At 33.6% G+C, this 25,534-nt stretch carries 21 protein-coding genes and 1 pseudogene; 14 read left to right on the top strand and 8 right to left on the bottom strand.

Annotated features, from left to right (window positions below; translation table 11 throughout):
• The first annotated feature begins 385 nt into the window (after nucleotides 1-385).
• On the top strand, nucleotides 386-1,039 hold the full coding sequence (locus E2R67_RS13865) for a TIGR04219 family outer membrane beta-barrel protein (protein WP_134291551.1): 654 nt from the start codon (nucleotides 386-388) through the stop codon (nucleotides 1,037-1,039).
• Nucleotides 1,040-1,215: 176 nt separating this feature from the next.
• On the top strand, nucleotides 1,216-1,884 hold the full coding sequence (locus E2R67_RS13860) for a TIGR04219 family outer membrane beta-barrel protein (RefSeq protein WP_166739394.1): 669 nt from the start codon (nucleotides 1,216-1,218) through the stop codon (nucleotides 1,882-1,884).
• Between the two features lie 66 nt (nucleotides 1,885-1,950).
• Here E2R67_RS13860 and pncB read toward each other — a convergent pair whose 3' ends face one another.
• Complete coding sequence (gene pncB, locus E2R67_RS13855; RefSeq protein ID WP_134291549.1) at nucleotides 1,951-3,171, bottom strand: nicotinate phosphoribosyltransferase; 1,221 nt, start codon at nucleotides 3,169-3,171, stop codon at nucleotides 1,951-1,953.
• A 10-nt stretch (nucleotides 3,172-3,181) separates the two neighbouring features.
• Nucleotides 3,182-3,826, bottom strand: coding sequence for an isochorismatase family protein (locus E2R67_RS13850; protein ID WP_208379537.1), 645 nt, complete (start codon nucleotides 3,824-3,826; stop codon nucleotides 3,182-3,184).
• 288 nt (nucleotides 3,827-4,114) lie between these two features.
• On the opposite strand from E2R67_RS13850, the gene E2R67_RS13845 reads away from it, so the two are divergent.
• On the top strand, nucleotides 4,115-4,570 hold the full coding sequence (locus E2R67_RS13845; protein WP_134291548.1) for a BLUF domain-containing protein: 456 nt from the start codon (nucleotides 4,115-4,117) through the stop codon (nucleotides 4,568-4,570).
• A gap of 68 nt (nucleotides 4,571-4,638) precedes the next feature.
• On the opposite strand, the gene E2R67_RS13840 is transcribed toward E2R67_RS13845, so the two are convergent.
• Nucleotides 4,639-5,925 carry a DEAD/DEAH box helicase gene (locus E2R67_RS13840; protein ID WP_134291552.1) on the bottom strand — a complete coding sequence of 429 codons (1,287 nt, stop codon included), beginning with the start codon at nucleotides 5,923-5,925 and terminating at the stop codon, nucleotides 4,639-4,641.
• A gap of 222 nt (nucleotides 5,926-6,147) precedes the next feature.
• On the opposite strand from E2R67_RS13840, the gene E2R67_RS13835 reads away from it, so the two are divergent.
• Nucleotides 6,148-7,668: an FAD-dependent oxidoreductase gene (locus E2R67_RS13835; protein ID WP_134291547.1), complete on the top strand. Its 1,521-nt coding sequence runs from the start codon at nucleotides 6,148-6,150 to the stop codon at nucleotides 7,666-7,668.
• A gap of 76 nt (nucleotides 7,669-7,744) precedes the next feature.
• Here the strand turns inward: E2R67_RS13835 and E2R67_RS13830 are convergent, their stop codons facing one another.
• The 3 genes from E2R67_RS13830 to purE all read right to left on the bottom strand — a co-directional run bounded on the left by E2R67_RS13830 (nucleotide 7,745) and on the right by purE (nucleotide 11,136).
• Nucleotides 7,745-9,388 carry a SulP family inorganic anion transporter gene (locus tag E2R67_RS13830; protein WP_134291546.1) on the bottom strand — a complete coding sequence of 548 codons (1,644 nt, stop codon included), beginning with the start codon at nucleotides 9,386-9,388 and terminating at the stop codon, nucleotides 7,745-7,747.
• Between the two features lie 162 nt (nucleotides 9,389-9,550).
• Nucleotides 9,551-10,657, bottom strand: coding sequence for a 5-(carboxyamino)imidazole ribonucleotide synthase (locus E2R67_RS13825; RefSeq protein ID WP_134291545.1), 1,107 nt, complete (start codon nucleotides 10,655-10,657; stop codon nucleotides 9,551-9,553).
• On the bottom strand, nucleotides 10,657-11,136 hold the full coding sequence (gene purE, locus E2R67_RS13820) for a 5-(carboxyamino)imidazole ribonucleotide mutase (RefSeq protein WP_134291544.1): 480 nt from the start codon (nucleotides 11,134-11,136) through the stop codon (nucleotides 10,657-10,659). Before purE ends, E2R67_RS13825 begins: the two co-directional genes overlap by 1 nt.
• Nucleotides 11,137-11,351: 215 nt before the next feature.
• On the opposite strand from purE, the gene E2R67_RS13815 reads away from it, so the two are divergent.
• From E2R67_RS13815 to E2R67_RS13805, 3 genes are all read left to right on the top strand, one after another.
• The gene (locus E2R67_RS13815; protein WP_134291543.1) at nucleotides 11,352-12,311 is read left to right on the top strand and encodes a 2-hydroxyacid dehydrogenase; all 960 of its coding nucleotides are present in this window, start codon (nucleotides 11,352-11,354) and stop codon (nucleotides 12,309-12,311) included.
• A 196-nt stretch (nucleotides 12,312-12,507) separates the two neighbouring features.
• A complete protein-coding gene (locus E2R67_RS13810) occupies nucleotides 12,508-13,752 on the top strand; it encodes a GGDEF domain-containing protein (protein ID WP_134291542.1) in 1,245 nt (414 codons plus the stop codon).
• Nucleotides 13,724-13,999, top strand: a complete 276-nt coding sequence (locus E2R67_RS13805; protein ID WP_134291541.1) for a hypothetical protein — start codon at nucleotides 13,724-13,726, stop codon at nucleotides 13,997-13,999. Before E2R67_RS13810 ends, E2R67_RS13805 begins: the two co-directional genes overlap by 29 nt.
• A gap of 10 nt (nucleotides 14,000-14,009) precedes the next feature.
• Here E2R67_RS13805 and E2R67_RS13800 read toward each other — a convergent pair whose 3' ends face one another.
• A complete protein-coding gene (locus tag E2R67_RS13800) occupies nucleotides 14,010-14,438 on the bottom strand; it encodes an Lrp/AsnC family transcriptional regulator (protein WP_134291540.1) in 429 nt (142 codons plus the stop codon).
• Nucleotides 14,439-14,591: 153 nt separating this feature from the next.
• Here E2R67_RS13800 and yjeH point away from each other — a divergent pair, with 153 nt between their 5' ends.
• From yjeH to E2R67_RS13785, 3 genes are all read left to right on the top strand, one after another.
• Complete coding sequence (gene yjeH, locus E2R67_RS13795; RefSeq protein ID WP_134291539.1) at nucleotides 14,592-15,860, top strand: L-methionine/branched-chain amino acid transporter; 1,269 nt, start codon at nucleotides 14,592-14,594, stop codon at nucleotides 15,858-15,860.
• Nucleotides 15,861-16,128: 268 nt separating this feature from the next.
• Nucleotides 16,129-16,734, top strand: coding sequence for a YitT family protein (locus E2R67_RS13790; protein WP_134291538.1), 606 nt, complete (start codon nucleotides 16,129-16,131; stop codon nucleotides 16,732-16,734).
• A gap of 166 nt (nucleotides 16,735-16,900) precedes the next feature.
• Nucleotides 16,901-17,449, top strand: coding sequence for a hypothetical protein (locus E2R67_RS13785; protein WP_134291537.1), 549 nt, complete (start codon nucleotides 16,901-16,903; stop codon nucleotides 17,447-17,449).
• Nucleotides 17,450-17,671: 222 nt separating this feature from the next.
• Here E2R67_RS13785 and E2R67_RS13780 read toward each other — a convergent pair.
• Nucleotides 17,672-18,143, bottom strand: a pseudogene (locus tag E2R67_RS13780) (pseudouridine synthase family protein).
• An 802-nt stretch (nucleotides 18,144-18,945) separates the two neighbouring features.
• Between E2R67_RS13780 and E2R67_RS13775 the strand changes: the two are divergent.
• From E2R67_RS13775 to E2R67_RS13760, 4 genes are all read left to right on the top strand, one after another.
• Nucleotides 18,946-20,331, top strand: coding sequence for a hypothetical protein (locus E2R67_RS13775; protein WP_134291536.1), 1,386 nt, complete (start codon nucleotides 18,946-18,948; stop codon nucleotides 20,329-20,331).
• Nucleotides 20,332-21,165 (top strand): hypothetical protein, encoded by an 834-nt coding sequence (locus tag E2R67_RS13770; RefSeq protein ID WP_134291535.1) that lies wholly within the window; start codon nucleotides 20,332-20,334, stop codon nucleotides 21,163-21,165.
• 6 nt (nucleotides 21,166-21,171) lie between these two features.
• Complete coding sequence (locus E2R67_RS13765) at nucleotides 21,172-22,113, top strand: hypothetical protein (RefSeq protein ID WP_134291534.1); 942 nt, start codon at nucleotides 21,172-21,174, stop codon at nucleotides 22,111-22,113.
• 91 nt (nucleotides 22,114-22,204) lie between these two features.
• Complete coding sequence (locus E2R67_RS13760; RefSeq protein WP_134291533.1) at nucleotides 22,205-25,504, top strand: coiled-coil domain-containing protein; 3,300 nt, start codon at nucleotides 22,205-22,207, stop codon at nucleotides 25,502-25,504.
• Nucleotides 25,505-25,534 lie beyond the last annotated feature (30 nt).

The raw sequence follows: 25,534 nt of genomic DNA, 5'->3' as shown, positions 1-25,534 counted from the left end.
GACTTTAATCCCTTTGATGCTTTAAGGGCGAATGCTTCTAACTCTTCTTTTTTCATAATTACCTATCCTTAATATGATTAAGTTAATGATAGGCAATTACACAGATTTTAGGACAGGGTCAGAGAATAAAGCATTATGTTTTAAAAGGGATTTTATAATCCCTTTATTACATCTAACTGCAATGCTCACGTCTTATATCTAGCCTACAATTCTCTATAATTTACTATTAATTTATTCCACCATTTAGCATCAAGGTTTAAAATATCTAAGATAATAATCAGTATTGAATCTAATTGTTGTTAAATGAAAGTTGACTATTTTGTGTAATAATATATTTTTAAAGAAACGTTACCTCCTGTAACCACCCAAATAAAGAAGATATGATATGAAAAAAACTCTACTTGCATGCTTAATCGCTTCAACATCATTTTCAGCATCAGCTGATTTTTTACTAGGTGGTGATATTGAAGTCAACGCTTGGCAACAAAACCAAACTTTTAGAGGTAATGGTTTCGCTCAAGAAGATGATACGATTGCTTATACTTTCGAAGCTTCTTTAGAACATTTCATTCCACTAATTCCAAACCCTAAAATTTCACGTTCATCTGTGGAAGGGAAGTATTACGAATATACTAAAACAGATGCTACTTTATATTATGAATTTTTCGATAATGATTTAATTTCAATCGATGCTGGTGTTGGTTTAACCCAATTAACAGATGGTTCAGTTAGAGATGATACACTAGGAGACCTTGACTTTAGTGGGGTTATTCCTCATCTTTATGCTGCAGCTGAAGTGGGTATTCCTTTCACTCCATTTTTTGTTTATGCGAAAGGAACCGGCATTAGTTATGCTGATAATGAAATGCTAGATGCTTCTGTTGGCGTTAAGTTTTCTGTTCCTCTAGTACTGATTAATCTTGAGTTTCAAGGTGGTTACCGTACACAAACATTTAATTTAGTTGGTTACGATAGTTTAAACATCGCCGTTGATGCTGAAACATCAGGTTTATTTGCTGGTGTAAATATCGACTTTTAAATCAGAACTACTATTTAATACAATAAACCCGATATTTCTACAATATCGGGTTTTTTATTATGCGTCTTAAATTACCAACTCCCATTTCCTAAATGATTCTCGCAGATAATTTATTGATACTTGAGGCTTCTTAGATTAAAATTTGTTAATTATCTGACTACAATAAAGAAATGCATATGAAAAAAACATTACTAGCTTGTTTAATTACTTCTATCTCATTTTCTGCTTCAGCAGACTTCTTATTAGGCGGCGATATAGAAGCCAATGTATGGCAACAAAATCAAATATACCGAGGCAATGGATTTGACCAAGAAGATGATAACAGAGGCTATACTTTCGAAGCTTCTTTAGAGCATTTCATTCCGTTAGTGCCTAACGGTAAGTTCGCTCAATCTTCTGTTGAAGGGGACTTTTATGAGTATACAAAACAGGACTTTACTCTTTATTATGAATTCTTAGATAATGATTTGGTTTCTGCAGATGCAGGTATTGGTATTACTAAACTAAGTAATGGCCGAGTTAATAATGGCGGAGGGGTATGGAGTGAAACAAGTGGTGTCGTTCCACATGTTTATGCTGCAGTTGAAGTTGGTATCCCTTTCACTCCACTATTTGTTTATGCTAAAGGTAATACATTTGCATATGATGGTAGCCGAATGTTAGATGCATCGGTTGGTATTCAATATGAAATTCCTCTGACTTTATTCGATTTAGAGTTACAGGTTGGTTATCGCGTACAAGAGTTTGAATTAACAAGTTTAGAGATTTTATCACTTGATGTGCAAACTATTGATTTACAATCTGAAACTGATGGCGTGTTTGCAGGTGTAAACATCGATTTCTAAAGTGTTTAATAAATAAAGCACTGTTTAAACCCGATATTTATTTAAGTTAACTATCGGGTTTTTTATTTATTTTGAAATTTGTACAGTGGCAGGGTCAATACCATATTGGCTTGCTAAATATTGTAAATAACCTAAATCTTCACACATACTTTTCCCTGGCTCATCAGATATTTTTGCAACAGGTTTACCATTCACTGTCACCATCTTAATAACGATATTCAGCGGTGTATTGCCTACATCATTCATTAGATTCGTACCGATGCCAAAAGAAGTTTTGATACGGCCTTTAAAATGAGCCCAAATTTCAAGCATACTTGGAAAGTCTAATCCATCGCTAAAAACTAAGGTTTTACTCATTGGATCTATTTCCATATCTTGATAAAGAGTAATCGCTTTTTCTCCCCATTCAATAGGGCAGCCACTGTCGTGACGTAAACCATCATAAAGTTTACCAAAATAAGGATCGGAAAAATCTCTGATAAATGAATCCATTGAATAACAATCAGTTAACGCAATACCTAAGCGGCCTCTATACTCTCTTACCCAGCCTTCTAGCGCAGCTTTTTGCGCTTCAGCTAAACGAGTGACTGCCTGCCAGCTTTGAAACCATTCATGTGCCATGGTACCTAATGCAGGAAGATCTAATATTCTTGCAAAATGAACATTACTTGTGCCGGTAAAAACTTCAGGTAATTGGTTTTTTAAAGTGGTTAAAACCTCTTGTTGCCATGCTTTACTCGCTCGACGGCGAGTACCAAAGTCCATGAAGTTGAAATCGTTTAATTGTTTCTGAGCCTTTAGTAAATCTATTTTAGAGGTAAGCTTGTCTCTAGCTTCGCTTAAATCGAAACCATCACAGTTTAAAATAGTGTGGAGTTCACTAATAATAGATAAAGCATAAATTTCAAACAAACTGACATGTAATAAAGGCCCATCGAAACGTAGGCTAATGTTTTCACCATCAGACTGTAATTGAATAAACTTTGTATTGAGTTTAAATATCCTTAAAAATTCAATAAAGTCAGGTTTAATGTAAGACAGTTCTGAAAGGTAATCTAATTCGTCTTCAGTAAAAGACAAGGAACAAAGGTGATCGAGTTGCCTTTGAATTTCAGGAATAAGCACGCTTAGGTTTAGTTTTTCTTTATTACGACAAGCAAATTTCCATTGTACATTCACAACTCGAAATTCACTGGCGTGGTAGAAAGCTTGTAGCATAGTGATTTTGTAGAAATCGATATCTAGTAAGCTTTCAATTAACCAACGATCCACTTTTGTATTTGTCATGATTTTCCTGTTAATTAGTTAATTCAGCACTGCTAGTTACTATCTTGACGCCTTTATCTTTCATCAATTGGCAAGCTAGCTGTGTAGATTCTTCTGCAACTCCTCTACATGCAGCTAAATTTAATATGACTTTAAATCCTGCAGTCGAAAGCTGTAAGACAGTTGTTTTGACACAAAAATCAGTAGCAAGCCCACCCACAATCACAGTACCTACTTTACGTTCTTGTAGCCACTCAATAATACCAGTGCCTTCTTCTTCAGCGAGATCATGATAACAAGCACCGTAAGGATGCTTTAATGGATCAATGCCTTTCTCGATAACAACATCGTATTCTTTTTCATCAGGTAAACCTGGAATAAGAGAGTTACCTAATGTACCAACTACACAATGAGCAGGCCATTTTATATCGAGGTTTGGATATTCACCTTCAACAGGTGTCATGATTTGTTCTGCTGATTCTGCTATCCATGGTGCTTTGGCTGGGTGGCAATCTTTGCTAACAATTCTGAAGTTAGCAAAAGCAGATTGTGCATTTAATTCATCTGCAATTAAATTACCTTCTTTAATAGGTAATTCATCAGGACATAAAGGAGTAAATCCACATTGAGGATCAACATCAAAACTCGCTGTCATTGTGCTATCAACTTTAATCATGTTTTACTCCATCTTATTACTTGATTGAATTTAATGATTTTTTTATTAAGCTTATTTTTAATATACCAAATTATATAAAATAAGTTTTATCTAAATTGAAATAAAAATGCGTACTCTAGCGAGTTAGTAGCGAAAACTTAAATTGATGATGATTTTGCGATAAAAGTGATTGTTCGTTATAAATTTGAGATGTCATACCATGTTCTATTGCCGATTCAGTTCTATGCTTTTAATGATGTTAAAAATAATAAGTAATACATGACAGTTTGAACTCAGTGGAGGAAAGATATGGATAATAGTACGAAACCGGCTCAACTGGTACATTGTATTTATACAAGCGTCGCCAATGAAAAGTATGATCACGATGAAATGGTTTACCTCTTAGATATCATTAGAACTAATAATAAAAAGCTTAATGTCACAGGTATGCTTTTGTATGATGATGGTTCTTTTTTTCAAGTGTTAGAAGGGGATAGGACCGCGGTTAATGCATTATTTAATAGAATTGAAAAAGATCCTCGACATAGTAAAGTGTCAAAACTTGTGGAAGAGCCAATTACAACTCGTAGTTTTTCAGAATGGACTATGGGGTATAGCAATGTAACCACTAAAGAATTAAGCAATATAAAGGGATTAAACGACTTTTTTATGGATAATAATTGTTTTACTGAATTAGACCAAAGTAGAGCAATGAAGTTATTAAATGAATTTAAGAATGGACGTTGGAGAACGCGTCTTGCTTAATTATTCTTCTTATAGAGTTAAAGCAACATAGAAGGTGCTGTAGCACTTTCTATGTTGAATCTAGATTGCTACTCTGCACTCCCTAACCATATATCAGCATTGATTTGTTTTTTCTTTTTACGCTTCTTTTTGCCGGTACCTTCTGGTTTTGCTTGTACTTTCTCTGCTGATGCAAAAACATTTTTTTCAAACTCTATCGTTTCAAAACCAGCCACTTGCTCACGCTCAAGACGTAATTTGTTCTTTTTTTCAATAACATTAAAGTGGTGATAATCTTCATGGTCAATAATCGATAGAGCTAAACCTATTTCACCTGCGCGACCACTACGTCCGATTCGGTGCATGTAATCAGCAGGACTTCTAGGTAAATCAAAGTTGATCACAACAGGTAATTTTTCGATATCTAAACCACGAGCAGCAATATCAGTTGCAATTAACACATCAACTTCACCGGATTTGAAAGCATCAAGTACGCGCGTTCTTGCACCTTGTCCTTTATCACCATGAAATACTTCTGCTGTAATACCACGTTTAGAGAGTTTGTCTGCTAAATGATTACAACTGTTCTTTGCGTTAACAAAAATAAGGGCTTGCTTCCACTGATGCTGTTTAATTAAATGGGCTAAAAGCGCTGTTTTTTGCCCTTTGTTAACAGTAAACACTCGTTGCACTAAAGTGCTTTCGTCGCTGCTTTGAAGTTGAATTTCAACAGGGTTATTAAGTAAACTTGAAGTTAATGCTTTAACTTGTTCTGGAAAAGTTGCTGAAAACAAAAGCGTTTGTTTATTATCTGGCATCATCTCTAATAACGAAGATAATTCATCAGTAAAACCAAGGCTTAACATGCGATCAGCTTCATCGAGTATTAATGTGTTAAGTTTATCTAGTTTAATTGCATTGCTTGATATTAAATCAAGTAAACGTCCCGGTGTCGCAACTAAAATGTCTGCTCCACCACGAAGTGCCAGCATTTGCGTATTAGCAGAGACTCCGCCAAATACAGCAACGGTTTTAACTGCGCCATTAAGATGTGATGCGTAGGATTTAATACTATTTGCAACTTGTTGTGCAAGCTCCCTTGTCGGTACTAAAATTAAATGAGTAACAATGTTTCCTGCATTTCTATTGGAGTTACTTTTACTAGTAGATAAGCTTTGTAAAAGAGGTAATGCAAATGCAGCGGTTTTACCTGAACCAGTGTTAGCCCCTGCAATTAAATCACGTCCCGCTAATATTGCTGGCATTGCATGTTGTTGAATTGGCGTTGCCTGCGTATATCCCAGTTCATTTAAACGGGCTAGCAAAGGTTGAATAAACTCAATCTCAGCAAAACGAGATGAAGTTAAATCTGTCATTGATGGTGTTGCAGGTGTTTTGTCGATGCTCATTAATATAAAAGACTCAAAATTTAAATAATAGCTGATTATTTTAGCCTATTTCTGCAGTATTGAGTGAGTTAATTCTGAAAACCTCAAACCTCTATTTTAATTTATAATAGAAATTGAGTTTATAAATACTGCGATTTCCTTAATTAAGCTGTCATAATTGCCTCAATTAATTTTCCTAGGTACTTTCTAATGAGTGATTGCGTAGATAATGTCAAAAAAAATCAGTGTTCAAATAAAGCACCCAATTATTGGAATATTTGTTTAGATTGTCAGGGGCGTGGTAAAAAAAGTAAACGCATTCGTAAAAAAGCAAAATTACAGTACCAAAGAGAATTAGCTGAATTTGAAAAAAATAATTATCAAGGTGCTGCACCAATTAAACCAAAAGGGCACCTTGATACTTGTGCAAGTTGTAAAGGCTCTGGATTAATAGCGACCAGAGAACAAACTCCTGCAAATACCGAAAACTATCCACGTATTGCAATCATCGGTGGAGGAATAGGTGGCGTCGCTTTAGCTGTAGCTTGTTTACATCGTGGTATACCTTTTACCCTTTATGAACGCGATGATAGTTTTGATGCTCGTTCACAAGGATACGGATTAACTTTACAGCAAGCGAGTCGCGCTATTAATGGGTTAGGTATTTTCTCATTACAAGAAGGAGTCGTATCTACTCGACATGTTGTGCATACTCCAGATGGAAAAAATATTGGAGAGTGGGGGAATAGAAAATGGGTCGGCTCAGACCTTAATACAAATGCAACGTCATCTCCGAAGCGCACTAATATTCATATTGCGCGACAGTCCTTACGTTTAGCGTTATTAAAACAGTTAGGCAAAGAGGATATTGTAAAATGGAGTCATCGATTAATTGGTTTTGAAGAGAGCAACCAAGCTAATGAAGACGGCACTAAAAGCGAAATAACACTCAATTTCGAGGTAAACGGGAAGATACAAAAAACAACTGCGGATCTTATTGTGGGCGCTGATGGCATTCGTAGCTCTGTTCGTAAGCAATTAATTGGTGAAGATACATCTCCTTTATCTTATTTGGGGTGTATTGTGATTTTAGGGATCTGCCCGCTATCTTCGCTTTCTGAAATCGACAGTCCGCTACTCGATTCAGCGACAGTATTCCAGACCGCGAATGGCCATGAAAGAATTTATATTATGCCATACGATAAAACATCAGTGATGTGGCAGTTAAGTTTTCCTATGCATGAACATGAAGCCCAGACATTAAGCGACAAAGGTCCAACTGCACTAAAAGAAGAGGCGTTACGCCGATGTCAGTGGCATCAACCAATTCCTGAAATTTTAAGGGCGACTCAAAGTGATAAAATATCAGGTTACCCCGTTTATGATCGTGAATTAATTGATCCTTTATTATTAGCTAAAAACAATCAAGTTACCTTAATTGGCGATGCTGCACATCCTATGAGTCCATTTAAAGGGCAGGGTGCGAACCAAGCGCTATTGGATGCACTTTCACTTGCCCGTATTATTACGAAACAATGCAGACCATTATCTCAATGGCGTGAAATCGGTATTAGAGCAGCGGTGTTAAATGAATTTGAAGATGAAATGCTAAAACGAAGTGCAATTAAAGTGAAGGATTCAGCTGAAGCGGCTAAGTTCTTACATTCCGATGTGGTTTTACATGAAGGGGATGAACCAAGAGGCCGTTGTTTACAACAGAGCCAGTCATAACATTTGGTTTGATATCAGCTTGAGCTTTTATATGACAATATTGTTATATAAAAGCTCAAGCTAGATCATCTAACTATTATTTTGAAACAAACTTTAATGCAACTCGAAGTGCGTGCTCTCTAGAAGAAAGATCATTGACTTCTGGAATCAAATCTAACACTTTTATCTTGCTTAATTGATTACGTGTTTCTTTATGAGGGCATAATAACAGCACTTCACAATTTGTATCTAATGCATCTTTAACTGCATTTTCTAAAGCAAGTGCAACAGTGACATCAATCATAGGCACATCACTTAAATCTAAGATCATGACATCATAATCACCGATGCTACTGTGCTGACGAGATATCGCTTTTGAAACACTAAAGATCATAGGACCTGATAAATAGAAGAATAAAACCTTCCCGTTTGCTTGATCTAAAATAGCGCGTTCATTATCTGTTAAAGGGACGTCGGTATCAGCATCACTAATTGCTTTAACTTGTTTTGCCTGTGCTCGACTAAGTTGCTCAATAATAATCACATTTGAAATAAACACGCCAAGACCAACTGCGACAATCAAATCAACAAACACCGTTAAGAACATAACACCGTACATGATAACCATGCTTTGCATATTAATTTTATGAGCGCGTTGAATAAAACTCCAATCTAAAATATTGAAACCAACATACACCGCAATACCCGCAAGTACTGACATTGGAATGGGCTCTGTTAAACCACCTGCAACTAGCACTACTAATGCTAAAACTAATGCTCTTACCATACCTGAAACAGGTGAGCGGGCTCCAACTTGAATATTGGTAACCGTCCCCATGGTCGCACCCGCACCTGGAAGTGCGCCAAATAATCCAGAGATCATATTCGCAATACCTTGGCCGCGTAACTCTTTATCTGAATCATGTTCTTTACGTGTTAAAGAGTCACCAATAACAGCGGTTAATAAAGTATCAATACAGCCCAATGTACCTAAAACTAAGGCATCAATAACCATAGTAGTAAACATCTCTGCATTAAAATGAGGGATGATTAAAGAAGGTAAACCTGCAGGGATTTCGCCAATGCGACGAATATTTTCAGAATCAAAAACAAGTACAGAAAACAGAGTGACTACAACAAGCGCAACTAATTGAGCTGGTACATATCTGCGGTATTTCTTAGGGAAATAGAATAAAACAGATAAGGTTAATAATCCTAAAAATAGTTCGCTAAAACTAATGTTTGAAAGTGTATCTGGTAATGCAGAAAGGGTTCCTAACACGCCACCAGCTGGTGCTGAGTGACCTAATAATGGTGATAACTGTAAAATAATTAAAATCACACCGATGCCAGACATAAAGCCCGATATTACAGTATAAGGCATTAAGGTAACGTATTTGCCTAGTTTCAATGTTCCTAATAAAACCTGAAATGCTCCTGCCATCATGACAACAGTAAATGACATTGCGATACCGGTTTCTGGATATTTAGCCATCATGCTAGTAAGAATCGCAGTCATGATCACCGTCATTGGTCCGGTTGGCTCGGAGATCAAAGTCGTTGAGCCACCAAATAATGCAGCAAAGAAGCCCACCATGATTGCGCCCCATAAACCAGCTTCTGCACCAGCTCCTGAAGCAACACCAAAGGCAAGCGCAAGCGGTAAAGAAATAATGGCAGTGGTTACACCACCAAAGATATCGCCTTTTAAGTTGATACTTTCAAATCGAGCTTTAAACAAATTCTAATCCTCTTAATGCTGAAGTAATACCACGGGGAAACAAATTTAAAACTGGTATTAAGATATTGTCATATTATAAAAAAGGGCTAGTGATGGATTATTATTAGCCCTTTTTATGTGGTCAGTGGGTTCGATAAGTTTATCGATATTTATCAACAATGCTTAGCTGAAGTTATTCATCTGTTGAGTGATGCTTTCGTGCGTTTCTCCAATAAAATTGATATGACCTAATTTTCTGTTTGGCTTAACACTTTTGTTATACCAATGTAATTTAGCATTCTCTGCTATTTTTTCGAAAGCAGGGGGTTCATTACCAACAAGGTTTAACATACCAGTCACTGATATTTGCTTGGTGCTACCTAAAATAAATCCAGCTAATGCTCGAATATGGTTTTCAAATTGGCAAGTGGTGCTGCCTAATTGAGTCCAATGCCCACTGTTATGTACGCGCGGTGCTAATTCATTAATTTTAAGATGATCACCGATAACAAAACATTCCATCGCCATTACGCCGACATACTCAACTTCATTAAGTAAGCTTTCCATATATTGCTGAGCAGTGGCAATATGAGACTCTGTCATATTGACGGCAGGAGCAATCGATTGGGTTAACATACCTTTGACATGAACATTGTCAGTGAGAGGGTAATGTTTGATTGCACCGTCTTTGCCACGCACTGAAATTTGTGAGACTTCTTTATCAAAGTTTACAAAAGCTTCAATAATATAATCTTCAATATCTAATGTATCAAATTCAATGGCATCGGCTTCATTCTTGATAAGCCATTGGTTCTTACCATCGTAACCTTCAGTGCAAGATTTTACCATTGCTGGTACACCCAGGGTTTTAATCGCTTCAACGGCGCTTGTGTTGTAAAAGTAAGCAGATGTTGGAATGTCTAAACGAGTCAATAATGCTTTTTCTTTACCACGATGCTGACAAGCTTCAATCGCTGCAACACTTGGGTAAATTGCACATAAAGGTGCTAAAGCTTTCACTAGCTCAAGATCCACTTGTTCTTTTTCAACGGTAACACAATCTGGATTGCCTAACGCTTTATATAACTGCTCAATCTCTGTTGCATCATAAGTAGCTTTACCGTCACTTTGTTTCTTTTCAGGAGCAAATTCAATAATGCCTAACCCTTCAACACAATCTCTATTTTGGTTACGGTCGTCATGGATAAAACTAAATTCCACACCTGATGGAATACCTGCTAAAGCAAGCATACGTGATAATTGTCCACAGCCAATAATCGCTATGCGCATTATTCAACCTCCCAACTAACACTCTCAGTTTGTTTCTTGCGCCATTCTTTTACTTTAGTTTGTAATTCCGCATCATGAATAGAAAGCATTTGTGCAGCTAATAAACCTGCGTTGAATGCACCTGCTTCACCAATGGCTTGCGTTGCAACAGCAACCCCTTTAGGCATTTGTACAATAGATAATAAACTATCCATTCCTTTTAATGCGTTACTTTTCACAGGTACGCCAATAACTGGAACACAGGTTAATGCAGCTGTCATACCAGGAAGGTGTGCTGCACCGCCCGCACCGGCAATAACAACACTGTAATGTTGTTCGGCTGAGTCAGCAAATTCATATAAACGTTGTGGTGTTCTGTGTGCTGATACAACCATTGATTCAAAAGGGATATCGAATTGTTCAAGTACAGAAGCCGCATGACGCATTATTGGCCAATCTGATTGTGAACCCATTATAATTGCTACTTTAAACTTACTCATTTTTATCCCTTTTAGACGATGAATTTTTAATGGCGCTAGTATTACAAAAACTACAGACAATTTAAAACAGTTATTGCTTAATATGTCATTATATTAACATCAATTTATCGCTTATTAGTGGCAATGCTAGAAAATCTAAGCGAATAGACTGAAATACAGTATTTAAGCAATACTCTGTGTTAAATTATTTATTTTTAGAACTTGAAGGGTAGTTTATGAAACCGATTGTATTTATTCATAAGATGAACGCAGAAAATCAACAGCAATGGCTTGATGCTTTCACTCATTTATTGCCTAAAGAATGTTTTGTGTTACAAGAACAATTAAGTGATGAAGACGCGCTTAATATTGAACTAGCCATTGTTGCAAACCCTGATGTCAAAATCTTACAGCGATTTCCAAATCTAGTCTGGGTACAAAGTTTATGGGCGGGTGTTGAATCCTTAATAGAGAGTTTTAAGCAATTTAACCAACAAAAGCAGATACAAACTAAACTTGTTAGATTAATTGATCCTCAGTTAGCAGATACCATGGCAGAGGCAGTATTAACTTGGACATTATATTTACATCGAAATATCCCTGAATATAGCGCGCAACAACGTAATCAAATATGGAAGGAGTTTCCTTGTAAAGCTGCACAGCGTATGCGAATTTCAATTTTAGGTGCAGGCGAGCTAGGCCAAGCGTCAATGCAAAGGTTGTTGCAAAATAACTATCAAGTAAATAGCTGGAGTCGAACACACAAAGAATTCAAAGATGTTACTCATTACAGTGGCGATGATGGATTGGTCTCTTTACTTCAAAATACGGATATCTTAATTTGCTTGTTACCATTAACAAAACAAACCCATAAACTTTTAAATAAACAATCGTTAAGCCATTTACCTGTTGGCGCTAAACTTATTAATTTTGCGCGCGGTGGAATTATTAATCATGAAGAATTAATTGTTTTGTTAGATAGCCAACACATAAGTCATGCTGTGTTGGATGTTTTTGAGCAGGAACCACTGCAAGCTAATAGCCCTTTATGGACTCACCCTAATATTTCAGTTCTCCCACATATATCAGCCTCCACTAATTTACAAAGTGCATCTCAAGTCGTTGCTGATAATATTTCAACCTACAGAAAAGATGGGACGATACCAGAGAGTGTGGATCTTAAAAAAGGGTATTAAGTCACTAATAAGTCTAAATCTTGCTTGAAACTTGGTATTTAAATTGGTTGTTTTGTAGACAATGCAAATTTTTAACGAGTAATTAGGTCATTAAAAAGGATATTGCTGTATCCTTAATTGATGAAATTATTCTTTTATTGATTAAATAACAAATTAACTCGCTATGACCAATATTAATTCAAACTTAAATGAACACATGAAGCGTGATGCCGCCACCTTATTGTATGGGAATGCAGTTGCGGGGATTGCAATTACTTTGTTAACGTCGAGTTTTTTAGTTTTTGCTTTTTCCTACCCGGTTATTGATGTCTATAAGTTAGTTTGGTGGTGTGGAATGTTTACCTTATTGCTTATAAGGTCGATTGATACGCTTTGGTGGAACCTAAAACTTAAGCATAGTGATTTTGATGGCGAGGCTTCAGTTAAACGCTTTGCATTTGGCGCAAATATAACAGCAATTATGTGGTCAATTTATCTTATTTATAGCACCACACATAGTAATGAAATGGAGCTGACATCTACCATTATTGCCGTCGCTTCAATGGCTGGCGGTTCCGTAGCGGTGTTAAATGCACATAAATTTACAACACTATTTTTTCCCTTTGCATTGCTATTTCCTGGCTCGATTGCATTATTGCTTTCAGGAATCTATTCTCTGCAGTTATTAGGCATTCTGGGCTTTTCTTTTAGCATTGTTATTCTCGCCATTGCAAAAAAATCAGCTGATTTTACCTTACATACCTTGTTCTTAAAGAATGAAAACTCTGTGCTAATCCATCAAATGGAAGAAAAAGTAAAGCAACGCACTCAAAAGATTTTTGAACTTTCAAATATTGATCCGCTAACAGGTTTATATAATCGCTCTGCTTTTTTAAATCAATTGAAGACTTTGACCTTATCACCAGCAAATTCCTTTGCTCTTTTATTTATTGACCTTGATGGTTTTAAAAAGATTAATGATGTGAATGGGCACAAAATTGGCGATGAGATTTTAAGAAATACTGCAACGCGTATTAACACATTCACGGAAGACTCCTCGTTTGTATGCCGCTGGGGAGGCGATGAATTCTTAATTGCCTTCATTTCAAAGCAAATTAAACGACTTCAAGCTATTGGCGTTAAAGTTTCTATGGACGATTTTGGAACAGGGTATTCTTCTCTTTCTGTCATGCAAGATCTAGCGGTTGATATTGTTAAAATTGATCGTTCATTTGTTAATAAACTAGATAATAACGAAAATGCTATTATTTCAGCGATTATGAATATTTCATCTTCTTTAAATTTTTTAGTGGTTGCAGAAGGTGTTGAGACTATTCAACAAGAAAAAGTATTACTTGAGCTAGGTGTTCATTATCTACAAGGCTATTATTACGCCAAACCCTTAGAAGTTGGTCATATTAAAGGTTATCTTGATGAAAACTATAAACAAACAAGCAGATAATAACCAAGCTGTTTATTCACATATGGAGCCTATAGTGGATTTTCTATTACAAAATGGCAATGAACTTTTTTATACAAATAGTAAATGGGGAAGTGATCGAACAGGATATTTATGTTGGCTTAAAAAGCCTATTGATAAAGCACTTGTTTTAGCGAATTTTAATTTGCCTGAAACCATTAAAATGTCAGAAACAGGCGATATGGATTGTTATATTACTTCTACTCGGATCAAATATGTTGAAAAGTAACCGATAGAGTTTAATTGCGATTATCTATCCACTCGCTCATGACTACATGGGTTTTTATTTTAGTAATATCTTCTTCGACATCCAGTTGCTCTCTTATCTCATGAATGCGCCTCATTGTCGGTGCTTTAATTAACACTAATAAATCTGAATCGCCTGTTATACCGTTGCAGGTGATCACTTCTGGTATGTTTTTGAACAAATGAATCACATCTGCACACCGAGCTCGGCGATGTTGAATTTCAAAGTAAACGGTGACACCTTCCTTTTGAGACTCACTTAATAAAACTTGATAACCACGAATAATACCGTTTTTTTCCATTTTCTTAATTCGTTCAGAAACAGAAGAACGAGACAAATTCACTGATTCAGCAATATGCGAAACACTGACTCTGGCATTTTCACGTAAAGCTTGAATAATACCTTGATCGAATTTATCCATTTTAGCCTCATTTGTTTTGTTCAATTAAATCATTAAGTCCGTCATTTTGGCGGTAAATACAACACTTTTATGGTGCATAATGACAGATTGTACTCTTGCTTCAGTTTACTATTAGCTTACTACAAATACCTAATAGTAAAGAGATTAAAATAAATGAGCAATCACAATAATAAGATAGGGCGCTTACAGGGAGCTGCTTTGTTAGCCACCACTTTGTTGGGTACAAGCGTATTTATACTCCCACAGATGACTATCAATATAGCAGCCTCTGGCGCCTTATTAGCGTGGATAGGGTTAACTTTGGCAATTATTCCCGTTGCATTAGTGTTTGGTAAACTCGCAGGTAAGTTTCCTCATGCTGCCGGTCCTGCTTTCTTTGTAGAAAAAGCATTTGGCGTAGTTGCAGGTAGAACGATTGGAATGATATTTCTATTGGTAGTTCCGCTGGGAGCGCCTGCGGCAATTTTGATGACCTTTCAATTTGTTGATTCATTAATTTCAATGTCTCCAACAGTGCAATGGTTAATGCAGTTAGCCGTATTAATTTTATTATTTGCACTGAATTATAGAGGTATTCAAATCTCTGCAAAGCTCCAATTAGGTTTGACTCTTACTATTGTGGCAGTGGTTGCCATTTTGTTTGGGCAATCTGAACCAACGCAAATGTCTGAACTTGTTATCCCTGCTCAGTTATCTGATATCAATATAGATCTTGTTTTAGTCGCAACTGGTTTAGCATTTTGGAGTTTTCTTGGTGTTGAGGCCATGGCGCATTTAGCAAATGATTTTAAGGATCCTGAAAAAGATTTAATTCCTGCATTATTGCTTGGTTGCATCATAGTTGGATTGATCTATGTTGCTTGTACTTATTTACAGCTGCTTTATCCAAATAATAATAAGTTAGCGATGGTCGGTGTTTTTGATTTATTACTAGGCGGCTATGGAGCGCAAGTGATTGGAGTCTTAGGTATTGCAGGTGGCATTGCGACAGTTAACGTTTATACTGCAAGCCTAGCAAGGTTAGCTTGGAGTTTAAGTAATGATGGTGTTCTACCTGCTTACTTCAAAACGGTTAATCACTATCAAGTGCCTGTTCGTGCATTAAATACGTTACTTTGTATTATGGCTGTTGTGATCACTGTGACTTTTTTAACAGGTAAACATTTAGAAGATCTGATTACTTGGGTGAATGGTGTCTTTGTTATCATCTATTTTTCCTCTATGCTAGCGGCAATTAAATTACTTAAAAAAAATCAAACACCATTAATTATATTAGGATGTTTATTTTGCTTTGCTTTAATGTGGGGATTAGGTTGGCAGATGGGCTATGCTATTTTACTTATCTTAATTACCGCTCCATTACTTTATTGGCAGGAAAGCAACAAGCAAAATAAATCACATCTTCAAATTGATGCATTATAAAGTGCCATTTGGTAGCAAATAAATTTAGTCCTTGCACCAATTTAATGCAAAGTCTGATATCTATATGTGCTTGTTTTACAGATGACATGTTTAAATAGACGGCTTTCTTAGGAAGTCGTTGACTATTAAACCTTGGTCTAATTATTGCTATTAAATCGCTAATTATTAATAGTTTATTGTTTTTTGATGCGAAATAAAATGCGCTTTAAAATCAAAATATCTATTAGCTAGTTTTACTTTCTTGCTCAATTATATAATTAGGCGTCTTATGACTACTAAATCTGCTCAACATACACTATTCGAAGATGCACAAGGGATCCTTATCGGTACATTACTTGCTGCATTAGGTATCACTTTCTTTAAATCTACGGGCTTATTGATAGGTGGAACTGCTGGTTTAGCCTTTTTGGGGCAATATGCTACAAGCTTTACATTCAGTGATGTCTTTTTTGTTATTAATCTACCATTTTATTATTTGTCGTATCGACAATTGGGTTTAGCCTTTACTGTAAAAACCTTTATTTCCGTTTTCTTATTATCAGTGTTTGTTGAATATGCCCCCGCATTTATGCAATTCAAACAATTAGACCCTTTATACGCAGCGCTAATTGGAGGTTTATTAGTGGGTTCAGGTTTACTTGGATTATTCAGACATCAAGCAAGTTTAGGCGGGTTGACCATTCTTGCTCAATACCTTGCTCATAAATATGGAATATCCATTGGTAAGTTTCAAATGGCTGTGGATTGCGTGGTGCTTATTCTCGCTATTTTTATTGTTGATTGGAATGCAATCCTTTTATCAATAGTGGGGGCGATTTCATATAATCTCATTTTAGTGATTAATCATAAACCCGGTCGTTATAGTGCAAAGTAATTCAATGTTGTACATTGGATCTAATTAAAAATAAAAGCGATTAAGAACATAAAAACAAAATTGTCATATTGATAGACTCTTACTGTTAGTCAGTTACACTTCCACTAAATTAATTAAACAGTTAAAAAGTGCTGCGTGATAGCACTGTTAAATAAAGGTCTATTCAATGAGTTCAGCATTACAGCAACAACAAGACATCATCTTACAAAATTTAGATACAACCCATTACATTGATATTAATGCACCCGAAACAGAAGAGAAACAAGCCGCGAAGTATAAAATTGGCCAAGCTTGTAATAAAGCGAGAGAGATTTTATGTAGTGATGAGGCTTTTCTTGAATGGGTATGGTCAAGCGTTATCCATGAATGCCCTACAGATATTGAAGAAGTCACTCCCAATACCCTTATTTCATGGCGTATGCTGCCAAAATTTGGCACCTTAGCGCAATGCGAAATAGTGGGCTTTACACATATTTCTAAATTATTGCTTGAGAAAAATGCAGCAATGAAAGCTGAAATATTAGATATCATTGCTAATAATGAAGCAGAAGTGGCTAAGAAATTAATCAAAGCTGTCCTTAAACCCGTTATTGATTTTACGCCAATAGTCGCAAATAAAAAGGATCTGGCAAAGACCGTTGAAAAGGCGAATAAGCTATCAAAAGAGTCACTGGTTGCATTAGTTAAAGCAATGCATAATCAAATGGCTAAGTAGTAAATAAACTCATTGAACAATAGTTAAAAGATGTTGATTAAAACAATTAATACCTTAGTGACAATGTTTTTTTCATAGGATAGGTTAAGCGAAGCAATAATTAATAATTGTTGCTTTTAGATAGTCTTTGAATCCTTTTATTAATAACTTTCATAAAGTTGAGTTACCAATCAATTTACGCAATCAATCTTAGTAGCAAAGCTTGTTCTTTTACTTATTTATTTATTTAATAATGAATGCCGCATCTAGGTTACTTAATCGCTCTACATCACCCGCATTCATTGTATTTATACCAATACCGCCAATACGAACGCGCACTAATCTTAATGTGGGAAATCCAACGGCGGCTGTCATTTTTCTTATTTGTCGGTTTTTACCTTCACAAAGTGTAATGGAGATCCAACTTGTCGGCCCATGTCTGGGAGCACGAATTTTCCGATCACGAGAGGGTATTCAGGATTGGTTTTTAACCATGTGTTGTGAGCAGTAGTAAGCCTTCAGAATCATGATCTAACCGTCCAATCGCCATAGTTTTATCTGGGAAGTCAGCAAGTTCACCAAGAAGATGTTTCTTCTTTCTAAGTTTTAGTACAAACTGACTTACAAAACCATAAGGTTTGTAGATTTTGAAATGCTGATATTTAGTTTTTTGTTGATCAAGTTCGGTTGCTTCAATTGGCTTGAGGGGCAGCATTAAATTTAGCCTTAAGTTAACTTTTATTCACATTAGTTTGAGTAGCGACACAATATTGGTGGAACGTTAATCTCATCATCCAATACTTTAGTTGAAGACAATAAAATTAGTTTAATAGGATTTAAAGTAGAAATGTGTCAGGCTTTATTCCATTTCTAAATATTGCAGTTACTCAAAAATTCTATTATGATGCCGCCTTTGCTGTTGATCCACAATAGGCGAAGCAATTTTATATTATAAAAATTCCCTTCCATTTTTTAAGCTATAACCTTAGTACATAAAAATTGTGAGTGCTAAATAGTGGTTATGGATTTTATAGATAATGTATGTGTTTTTTAAAAATAGTTAACTAGATTTTACTAATCAATTCTCTGGTTTCTATGATATTGATAATTACGAGTTAGAACGGCTTGAATAATATTAATGAACTGAAACATAATAAAAAAACTTAAATAACTGCTGTAATCACTTTAGATACTATTATTCTTCACTTTATTTTTTACTAGTTATATTTTCTTGCATAAGAAAAAGTTATATAAATTTAATGAAAATATAACATATTCCACTTAATTTCTTGTTTAGTGTGTATTGTTAATGTGATTAAATTGTATTTTGATTTTTTTCAATTGTTTGATAGATAATAAATTATTTAATAAATAAATCTGAAAGTAGTAAGGTTTAAATTTATTTACCTTTAAATATGATTTTAGCTAGAGATGAACTTCGGGATATTATTTTATTTATTAAAAAATAATAGTTTTAAGAAAGTTGAAGCAAAATTAAACTTAGGAAGATTGTAATAATGATAGATAAGCATTTGATGGCTGATTTTAAGCTCAAAACGATTAATGATTTGGATCAAACTTTAAGGATTTCTACTGCTGCAAAACAAGCTGCAATGGAGGAAAAGCCTAATAGTGATTCGATGAATTTGGATGAAACTGAAAGAAATATTATTTCTTATTGTGAAAGTGAAGTACAACAAGCGAATGATCTTGTTTATGACAAATTCTCAGTTTTCAAAAGGATGATGACAAAAGCAACTAAAGCCATTTCAAATATTGAAACTATAAAATCAATACCTGAAGTTTTTAAAAGTGAATATCAATACAATATTCGTAAAAACGCAAGCGAATACAAAGTTATTCAAGGTGAGTTTAATCTTGCAAAGAAAGATTTGTATAATTTTAAAACTGAACATAACTTAATTAGACAAGAACAGTCTTCTGCTAATCCTCTCCTTAACTGGGCGATTGTAATTGCAATTGTTTTCGCTGAATCAATTTTAAATTCTAGTTTCTTTGCTAAAGGTAGCGATTTAGGTTTGTTAGGTGGAGTTATACAAGCTTTCGTTATTGTTATGATTAATGTGTTAGTAGCAAATTTAGTTGTTCTTTTAATTAGAAGACGAAATATTTTTAGTTTAAGTAGCGTTAAGAGAACCGGTTATACTTTTATAACTGGAGCTATGGTTCTTACAACTATATGTTTTCATTTTCTAGTTGGACATTATAGAGATGCTTTAAGAATAGATTTTGACAATGCTTATGCTTTTTCTGTTTTAAACTTTAGTTCAAGTCCTTTTGCTCTAATTGATTTTGAGTCATATATACTTGTTTTTATGGGGCTTCTGTTTTTTGCTCTATTAATAATCGATTTGTATAAAATAAAAGACCCATACCCAGGATATAGCGAAATCAGCAAAAAATATTATAAAATAAAAGATGAACTTGATTCTTTAAATATGATTTTACTTGACGATGAAAATGCAATGTTAAGTGATATGAATAAAAAAATAGAGATAATAAAACTAGAAGCTACTGATACGTATGAAGAGATACAAGATATTCATATTGTCATGCAAAAATTAGAAAACAAATATGATGGTTATCTTAATTCAATGCAAAGTTTAGCCGTCGCAGCTATAAGACGTTATAGATCAATGAATAGTGATATGCGAACAACGCCAAGTCCTGATTACTTTGAGCATGAAGTAGAATTTAACCCAACGCGTATAGAATTTGAATATGCTGATAACAAAGAAAAAACAAAGCTATTGGAATCTGCGATTAATAACTTGCCAGATTATGAACGAGAAGCAAAAGAAAATCTTAATGTCGTTGTGCAAGAACTAAAAGATTCTGCTGAATTAATAGATAATGATACTAGTGAAAGTGAGAATATATAAATGGCTAGAATAAATAGAGATAAAAGAAAGCCTGATAGTAAAAGAGGCAAAAAGAAGAATGGTAATTCTTTAGCTATTATCATTTTATCTATAGTTGCGGTTTTATTTGGTCTGATTATTTATACATATGTGAGTGTTTCTTCGGATGTAATACCAAGAGATAAAGAAACGTTATGTCGAATAGATGGGCAATATAATAAACATATAATATTATTAGATGTAACAGGTGCATACAGTCTTATTCAGCATAAAACCATAAGACAAGCTATTGAAAATAATGTAGCTGATTTAGCTGTTGATGAGCAACTTCAACTTCATTTCATTACAAGTAGTGTTAGTGACGTCGTTCAACCTTTGATGAAGGTTTGTAACCCTGGTCAAGGTGAGGATGTTGATGCATTTTTCGGCAATGCAAATATGATAAAGAAAAAATGGGAAGATAAACTTTATAGACCATTAAATGAAATTTTAACAGAATTTGATAGTGCTAATACTGTAGCTCCAAAATCACCTATCTTTGAGACTATACAAATGATCAACAATCAGTCTATTAAAGGAAGTGAAGAAGGGACGAAAGTTAGATTTACAATTATTTCTGACTTTATACAGCACACTGATGATTATTCATTTTTCAGAAATAATATAAAAAACTTTTGGAACTCAAATTATCAGCATAAAGTTTACACTGAATTGAAAGATGTTGACATGGAGTTATTATTTGTCCGTAGAAATGGACGAGAAAAATACTTAGGTAAAATATATTTAGATTTTTGGAAAGAATATTTCACAAAATCTGGAAGTGAAAGTGTAGTAATCAAAAGAATAGAAGGTTAGGCAATAGTGTTCTCTGAAATAAAAAATATATTTATAGTTGCTTTTATTCTCGGAGCTTCACTTAGTCTATACGGAGCTTACAGTGGTTTATATTTAATCACTGTAAGTCTCTCTATACTAATCATGGTGGGATATTTTTTCTCCACTCTTTACCTAAACACAATAAAGAAACAAATATCTGTAGAGCAGTTAGCAAATAGTAATTACTACTTAGGTTTTATGTTCACTTTAGTAGCTATATTAGTTTCTTTAACAAGCGTAATTTCTAATTCATATAATATAGACGATATAGTAAGTAATTTTGGTGTGTCACTTGTGACGACTATAATAGGGCTTCTTGCTAGAATTTATTTGGCTAATTTCATGCCAAATGAAGAAGTAAATAACGAAATTCTTAATGAATCAGTTGCACATAAAATACGTATCATGAACGATCTCTTACTAGATAATATGCAAAAAAATAAAGCGTTTTCTCAAATGATTGATGAGAGGATGGAAGTACTTGTAGTCTCAACTGAAAGGTCATTAGGTAAGTTTACCAAATTACTTGATAAAGATTTTAAAGCGAGTATTGATACTTTTAATGAGTCTATAAAGAGCATAACTAAAAGTATGGAAACTTCCAATAAAAAAAAGTCCGCACTAATATCTAAGGAGCTTAAAGAAGATAAGAAAACAAAAAAACAACCTGCAGTAATATCTGAAGAGCTTAAAGAAGATAAGAAAACAAAAAAACAACCTGCAGTAATATCTGAAGAGCTTAAAGAAGATAAGAAAACAAAAAAACAATCCGCAGTAATATCTGAAGAGCTTAAAGAAGATAAGAAAACAAAAAAACAATCTACAGCAATATCTAAAGAGCTTAAAGAAGATAAGAAAACAAAAAAACAATCTACAGTAATATCTGAAGAGCTTAAAGAAGATAAGAAAACAAAAAACATAAAATAAAAATATGAAACCGCTGTGTGGGGACAAAAAGAAGTTATTACCATTTTTGGAACTCAGATTGAAATAGTCTTAAATAACTTAAAAGAATCAGATGAATAATAAATCAATTTTTAACTTAAGCATTATTGAATTAATAATAGTGTTATTTGCTATGTTTATGGTTATTACTGTATATCAATTAAGTTATAAAACAGAACATATAAATGAATTGAATAAAGTTGTTGAATCTCAAAGAGAAATAACAGAAGAGATTGTAAGTAAAAACTATCCTGTTTTAGAAAATAAACTTAATGATCTTGTTAATCTCGAAAAGTATAAAAAGCTTAATAATCAGCTAAAAAACAATAATTCAGGATCAATTTTTATTGAAAATAAAATAATAAATAACGTAATAAATGCTGATAAACAGAAAGATTATGGTAATTACAATGCTTTATTAAAAAATAAAGCTCAATTAAATGAACAACTTAAAGATTTACAGAACCACACACTTACCCTAGGTACTCTGAAGAACTTAAATTTAGTAAATAAACCACTGCATCAACAAATTCAACTTTTAGAAAACAGAATAAAAAATAATTACCAAAATAAACTTGTTTTAACTAATAAATTAAAACAGTTAAAAGGTAATGAAACAGTAAAATATATACTTCAAAAACTTGATGTTCATAATGCCCCAATACAAAAACAGTTAGAGACCCTTAATGGCGAATTGAAAAGATTTGACAATAGTCTATTGGATAAAAACTATAAGCTTGGTAGAGATTATGATACGAACACAAAAGATATATTAGATAAATTAAATCAAAAGAATAAACCAATTGACAAACAAATTGAACTTTTAGAACAAACATTACAAAATAAAAAGCTATTACTAGAAATTAATAGATTAGAAAATAAACTAGCAAATCTTCCTAAAAATTCAAAATACAATTTAGAAAGAAGAAATTTAGAAAGCAAAGATTTAAATAAAAAACTCAATAAACTTAAAGAAAGATTTAATGAAAATAGAGTAGCAAAGAACCCAAGGTTACAAAAAGCTATTAATAACTTAAATCGTATTCAGATAAACAATCAAGGAAAGTACGAATCTAACACAAAAGATTTGTTAGATAGACTTAAACAAGGGAATCGACCTTTAGATAAACAAATTGAAAGCTTACAAAAACAGCTTGATACAGTATCGAAAAATTCTAAATTACAAAAAGCCTTAGAAAATTTAAATAGCATTAAAAAAAATAATCAAGCTAACTATGATCCAAATACAAAAGAAGTATTAAAACAGCTCAACCAAGATCAACAACCTTTAGATAAACAAATTGAGGGTTTAAAAGCTGAGCGGGAAAAAGCATTAAATAATCCAGATATCGATGATGAAAAATTGCAAAAGGCCTTAGATAATTTAAATAAAATTAAAAAGGATAACCTAGATAATTATGATCCAATTACAAAAGAAGTATTAAAACAGCTCAACCAAGATCAACAACCTTTAGATAAACAAATTGAGGGTTTAAAAGCTGAGCGGGAAAAAGCATTAAATAATCCAGATATCGATGATGAAAAATTGCAAAAGGCCTTAGATAATTTAAATAAAATTAAAAAGGATAACCTAGATAATTATGATCCAATTACAAAAGATGTATTAAAACAGCTCAACCAAGATCAACAACCTTTAGATAAACAAATTGAGGGTTTAAAAGCTGAGCGGGAAAAAGCATTAAATAATCCAGATATCGATGATGAAAAATTGCAAAAGGCCTTAAATAATTTAAATAAAATTAAAACGGGTAATCAGGCTAGCTATGATCCAATTACAATCGAGTTATTAAAACAACTCAACCAAGATGATCAACCTTTAGATATACAAATAGAAGGGTTAAAAGCTGAGCTGGAAAAAGCATTAAATAATCCAGATATCGATGATGAAAAATTGCAAAAAGCCTTAGATAATTTAAATGAAATTAAAAAGGATAACCTTAATAATTATGATCCAATTACAAAAGATGTATTAAAACAGCTCAACCAAGATCAACAACCTTTAGATAAACAAATTGAAGCTTTAAAAGCTGAGCTGGAAAAAGCATTAAATAATCAAGATATCGATGATGAAAAATTGCAAAAAGCCTTAGATAATTTAAATGAAATTAAAACGGGTAATCAGGCTAGCTATGATCCAATTACAGTCGAGTTATTGAAACAACTCAACCAAGATGAACAACCTTTAGATATACAAATAGAGGGGTTAAAAGCTGAGCTCGAAAAAACATTGGTAAATCCAGATATTAATAATGAAGAGCTACAAAAAGCCTTAGATAATTTAAATAAAATTAAAACTGATAATCAGGCTAACTATGATCCAATTACAATCGAGTTATTAAAACAACTCAACCAAGATGAACAACCTTTGGGTAAACAAATAGAAAGTTTAAAAAACGAGCTAGAAAATGAATTTAATTATCCAGATATCAATGATGAAAATCTACAAAAGGCCTTAGATAATCTACAACAGATTAAGAACGCACCTGTACAAAATATAAATGATGCTGAGGACAAGGCATATAAAGAACAACTGAAAGATGTATTAGATGGTATAAACAGAATAAAAATAATTAATAATGAACTTGCAAATAATAATGATTTAAAACCGATAATAAATCATGATATAGAAGAGACTATAAAATATTTAGAAGATAAGAAGAAGCAGCCTGGACTGAAAGCAAATGATGATGTCCAAGTAATTCTCGATGAGTTTAATATTAAAGATAAAGAAACGCCAGAACAACTAAGTCGCTTATATTCAAACTTATACTCAGCACCTATTGATGATGTAAATGTATCTGAATTAAATTTTGTTATTAATAGATTGAAAGATCAAAATGATCTAGAGAATAAACTAAAGTATATTAATGATGTCCTAGAAAAGCATAAGGACTCTAGTTATACTTTTTCAAAAGATAATGAAAATACAAATGATCCTAGTATTGCCTCAAACAAACAAATAGAAGGTCTTAGAAACCAAATAAAATACCTACAAAAGAAGGTACAAAAAAATGGAACCGTTCATTTACCATGTATGATTGATGATACTGGTACTTCAATTTATCTTTTTAAATTGTTTTTGAGGGACGATAACATTCATGTGCAACTTGGTTGGCAAGAGCAAGTAGCGGAGTTGTCTAAAGACATTCCAAACCTTGATAAGTTAGTTGATCAAACTTTAACTCTGAATCGGTTTATGGATCTCACTAAACCTATCTTCGAACAGAGTATACAAAATGAATGTAGACAGTTTGTCTATTTAGAAGATGAAACGATTAGTAAAAAAGAGTACAAAAGAAAGACTTTAACAATACAGCATCATTTCTATAAATATATTAATTATGCTTGGTAATTCTTTTATTATTTTATGTACAGATAACTA

Origin of the sequence: Psychromonas algicola (genome assembly GCF_004378355.1) — a bacterium.
Classification (GTDB): domain Bacteria; phylum Pseudomonadota; class Gammaproteobacteria; order Enterobacterales; family Psychromonadaceae; genus Psychromonas.
Note: the sequence above shows the minus strand (reverse complement) of the source record. Positions and strands in the feature narration are given on the sequence as shown.

Excerpts from the sequence above, each read along its gene's own strand:
- E2R67_RS13860 (WP_166739394.1), top strand. The coding sequence starts at position 1,216 with ATGAAAAAAACATTACTAGCTTGTTTAATTACTTCTATCTCATTTTCT.
- E2R67_RS13850 (WP_208379537.1), bottom strand. The coding sequence starts at position 3,826 with ATGATTAAAGTTGATAGCACAATGACAGCGAGTTTTGATGTTGATCCT.
- E2R67_RS13785 (WP_134291537.1), top strand. The coding sequence starts at position 16,901 with ATGAGTTCAGCATTACAGCAACAACAAGACATCATCTTACAAAATTTA.
- purE (WP_134291544.1), bottom strand. The coding sequence starts at position 11,136 with ATGAGTAAGTTTAAAGTAGCAATTATAATGGGTTCACAATCAGATTGG.
- E2R67_RS13805 (WP_134291541.1), top strand. The coding sequence starts at position 13,724 with ATGAAAACTATAAACAAACAAGCAGATAATAACCAAGCTGTTTATTCA.
- E2R67_RS13825 (WP_134291545.1), bottom strand. The coding sequence starts at position 10,657 with ATGCGCATAGCGATTATTGGCTGTGGACAATTATCACGTATGCTTGCT.
- E2R67_RS13810 (WP_134291542.1), top strand. The coding sequence starts at position 12,508 with ATGAAGCGTGATGCCGCCACCTTATTGTATGGGAATGCAGTTGCGGGG.
- E2R67_RS13840 (WP_134291552.1), bottom strand. The coding sequence starts at position 5,925 with ATGACAGATTTAACTTCATCTCGTTTTGCTGAGATTGAGTTTATTCAA.
- yjeH (WP_134291539.1), top strand. The coding sequence starts at position 14,592 with ATGAGCAATCACAATAATAAGATAGGGCGCTTACAGGGAGCTGCTTTG.
- pncB (WP_134291549.1), bottom strand. The coding sequence starts at position 3,171 with ATGACAAATACAAAAGTGGATCGTTGGTTAATTGAAAGCTTACTAGAT.
- E2R67_RS13770 (WP_134291535.1), top strand. The coding sequence starts at position 20,332 with ATGGCTAGAATAAATAGAGATAAAAGAAAGCCTGATAGTAAAAGAGGC.
- E2R67_RS13865 (WP_134291551.1), top strand. The coding sequence starts at position 386 with ATGAAAAAAACTCTACTTGCATGCTTAATCGCTTCAACATCATTTTCA.
- E2R67_RS13845 (WP_134291548.1), top strand. The coding sequence starts at position 4,115 with ATGGATAATAGTACGAAACCGGCTCAACTGGTACATTGTATTTATACA.
- E2R67_RS13775 (WP_134291536.1), top strand. The coding sequence starts at position 18,946 with ATGATAGATAAGCATTTGATGGCTGATTTTAAGCTCAAAACGATTAAT.
- E2R67_RS13760 (WP_134291533.1), top strand. The coding sequence starts at position 22,205 with ATGAATAATAAATCAATTTTTAACTTAAGCATTATTGAATTAATAATA.
- E2R67_RS13835 (WP_134291547.1), top strand. The coding sequence starts at position 6,148 with ATGAGTGATTGCGTAGATAATGTCAAAAAAAATCAGTGTTCAAATAAA.
- E2R67_RS13815 (WP_134291543.1), top strand. The coding sequence starts at position 11,352 with ATGAAACCGATTGTATTTATTCATAAGATGAACGCAGAAAATCAACAG.
- E2R67_RS13790 (WP_134291538.1), top strand. The coding sequence starts at position 16,129 with ATGACTACTAAATCTGCTCAACATACACTATTCGAAGATGCACAAGGG.
- E2R67_RS13800 (WP_134291540.1), bottom strand. The coding sequence starts at position 14,438 with ATGGATAAATTCGATCAAGGTATTATTCAAGCTTTACGTGAAAATGCC.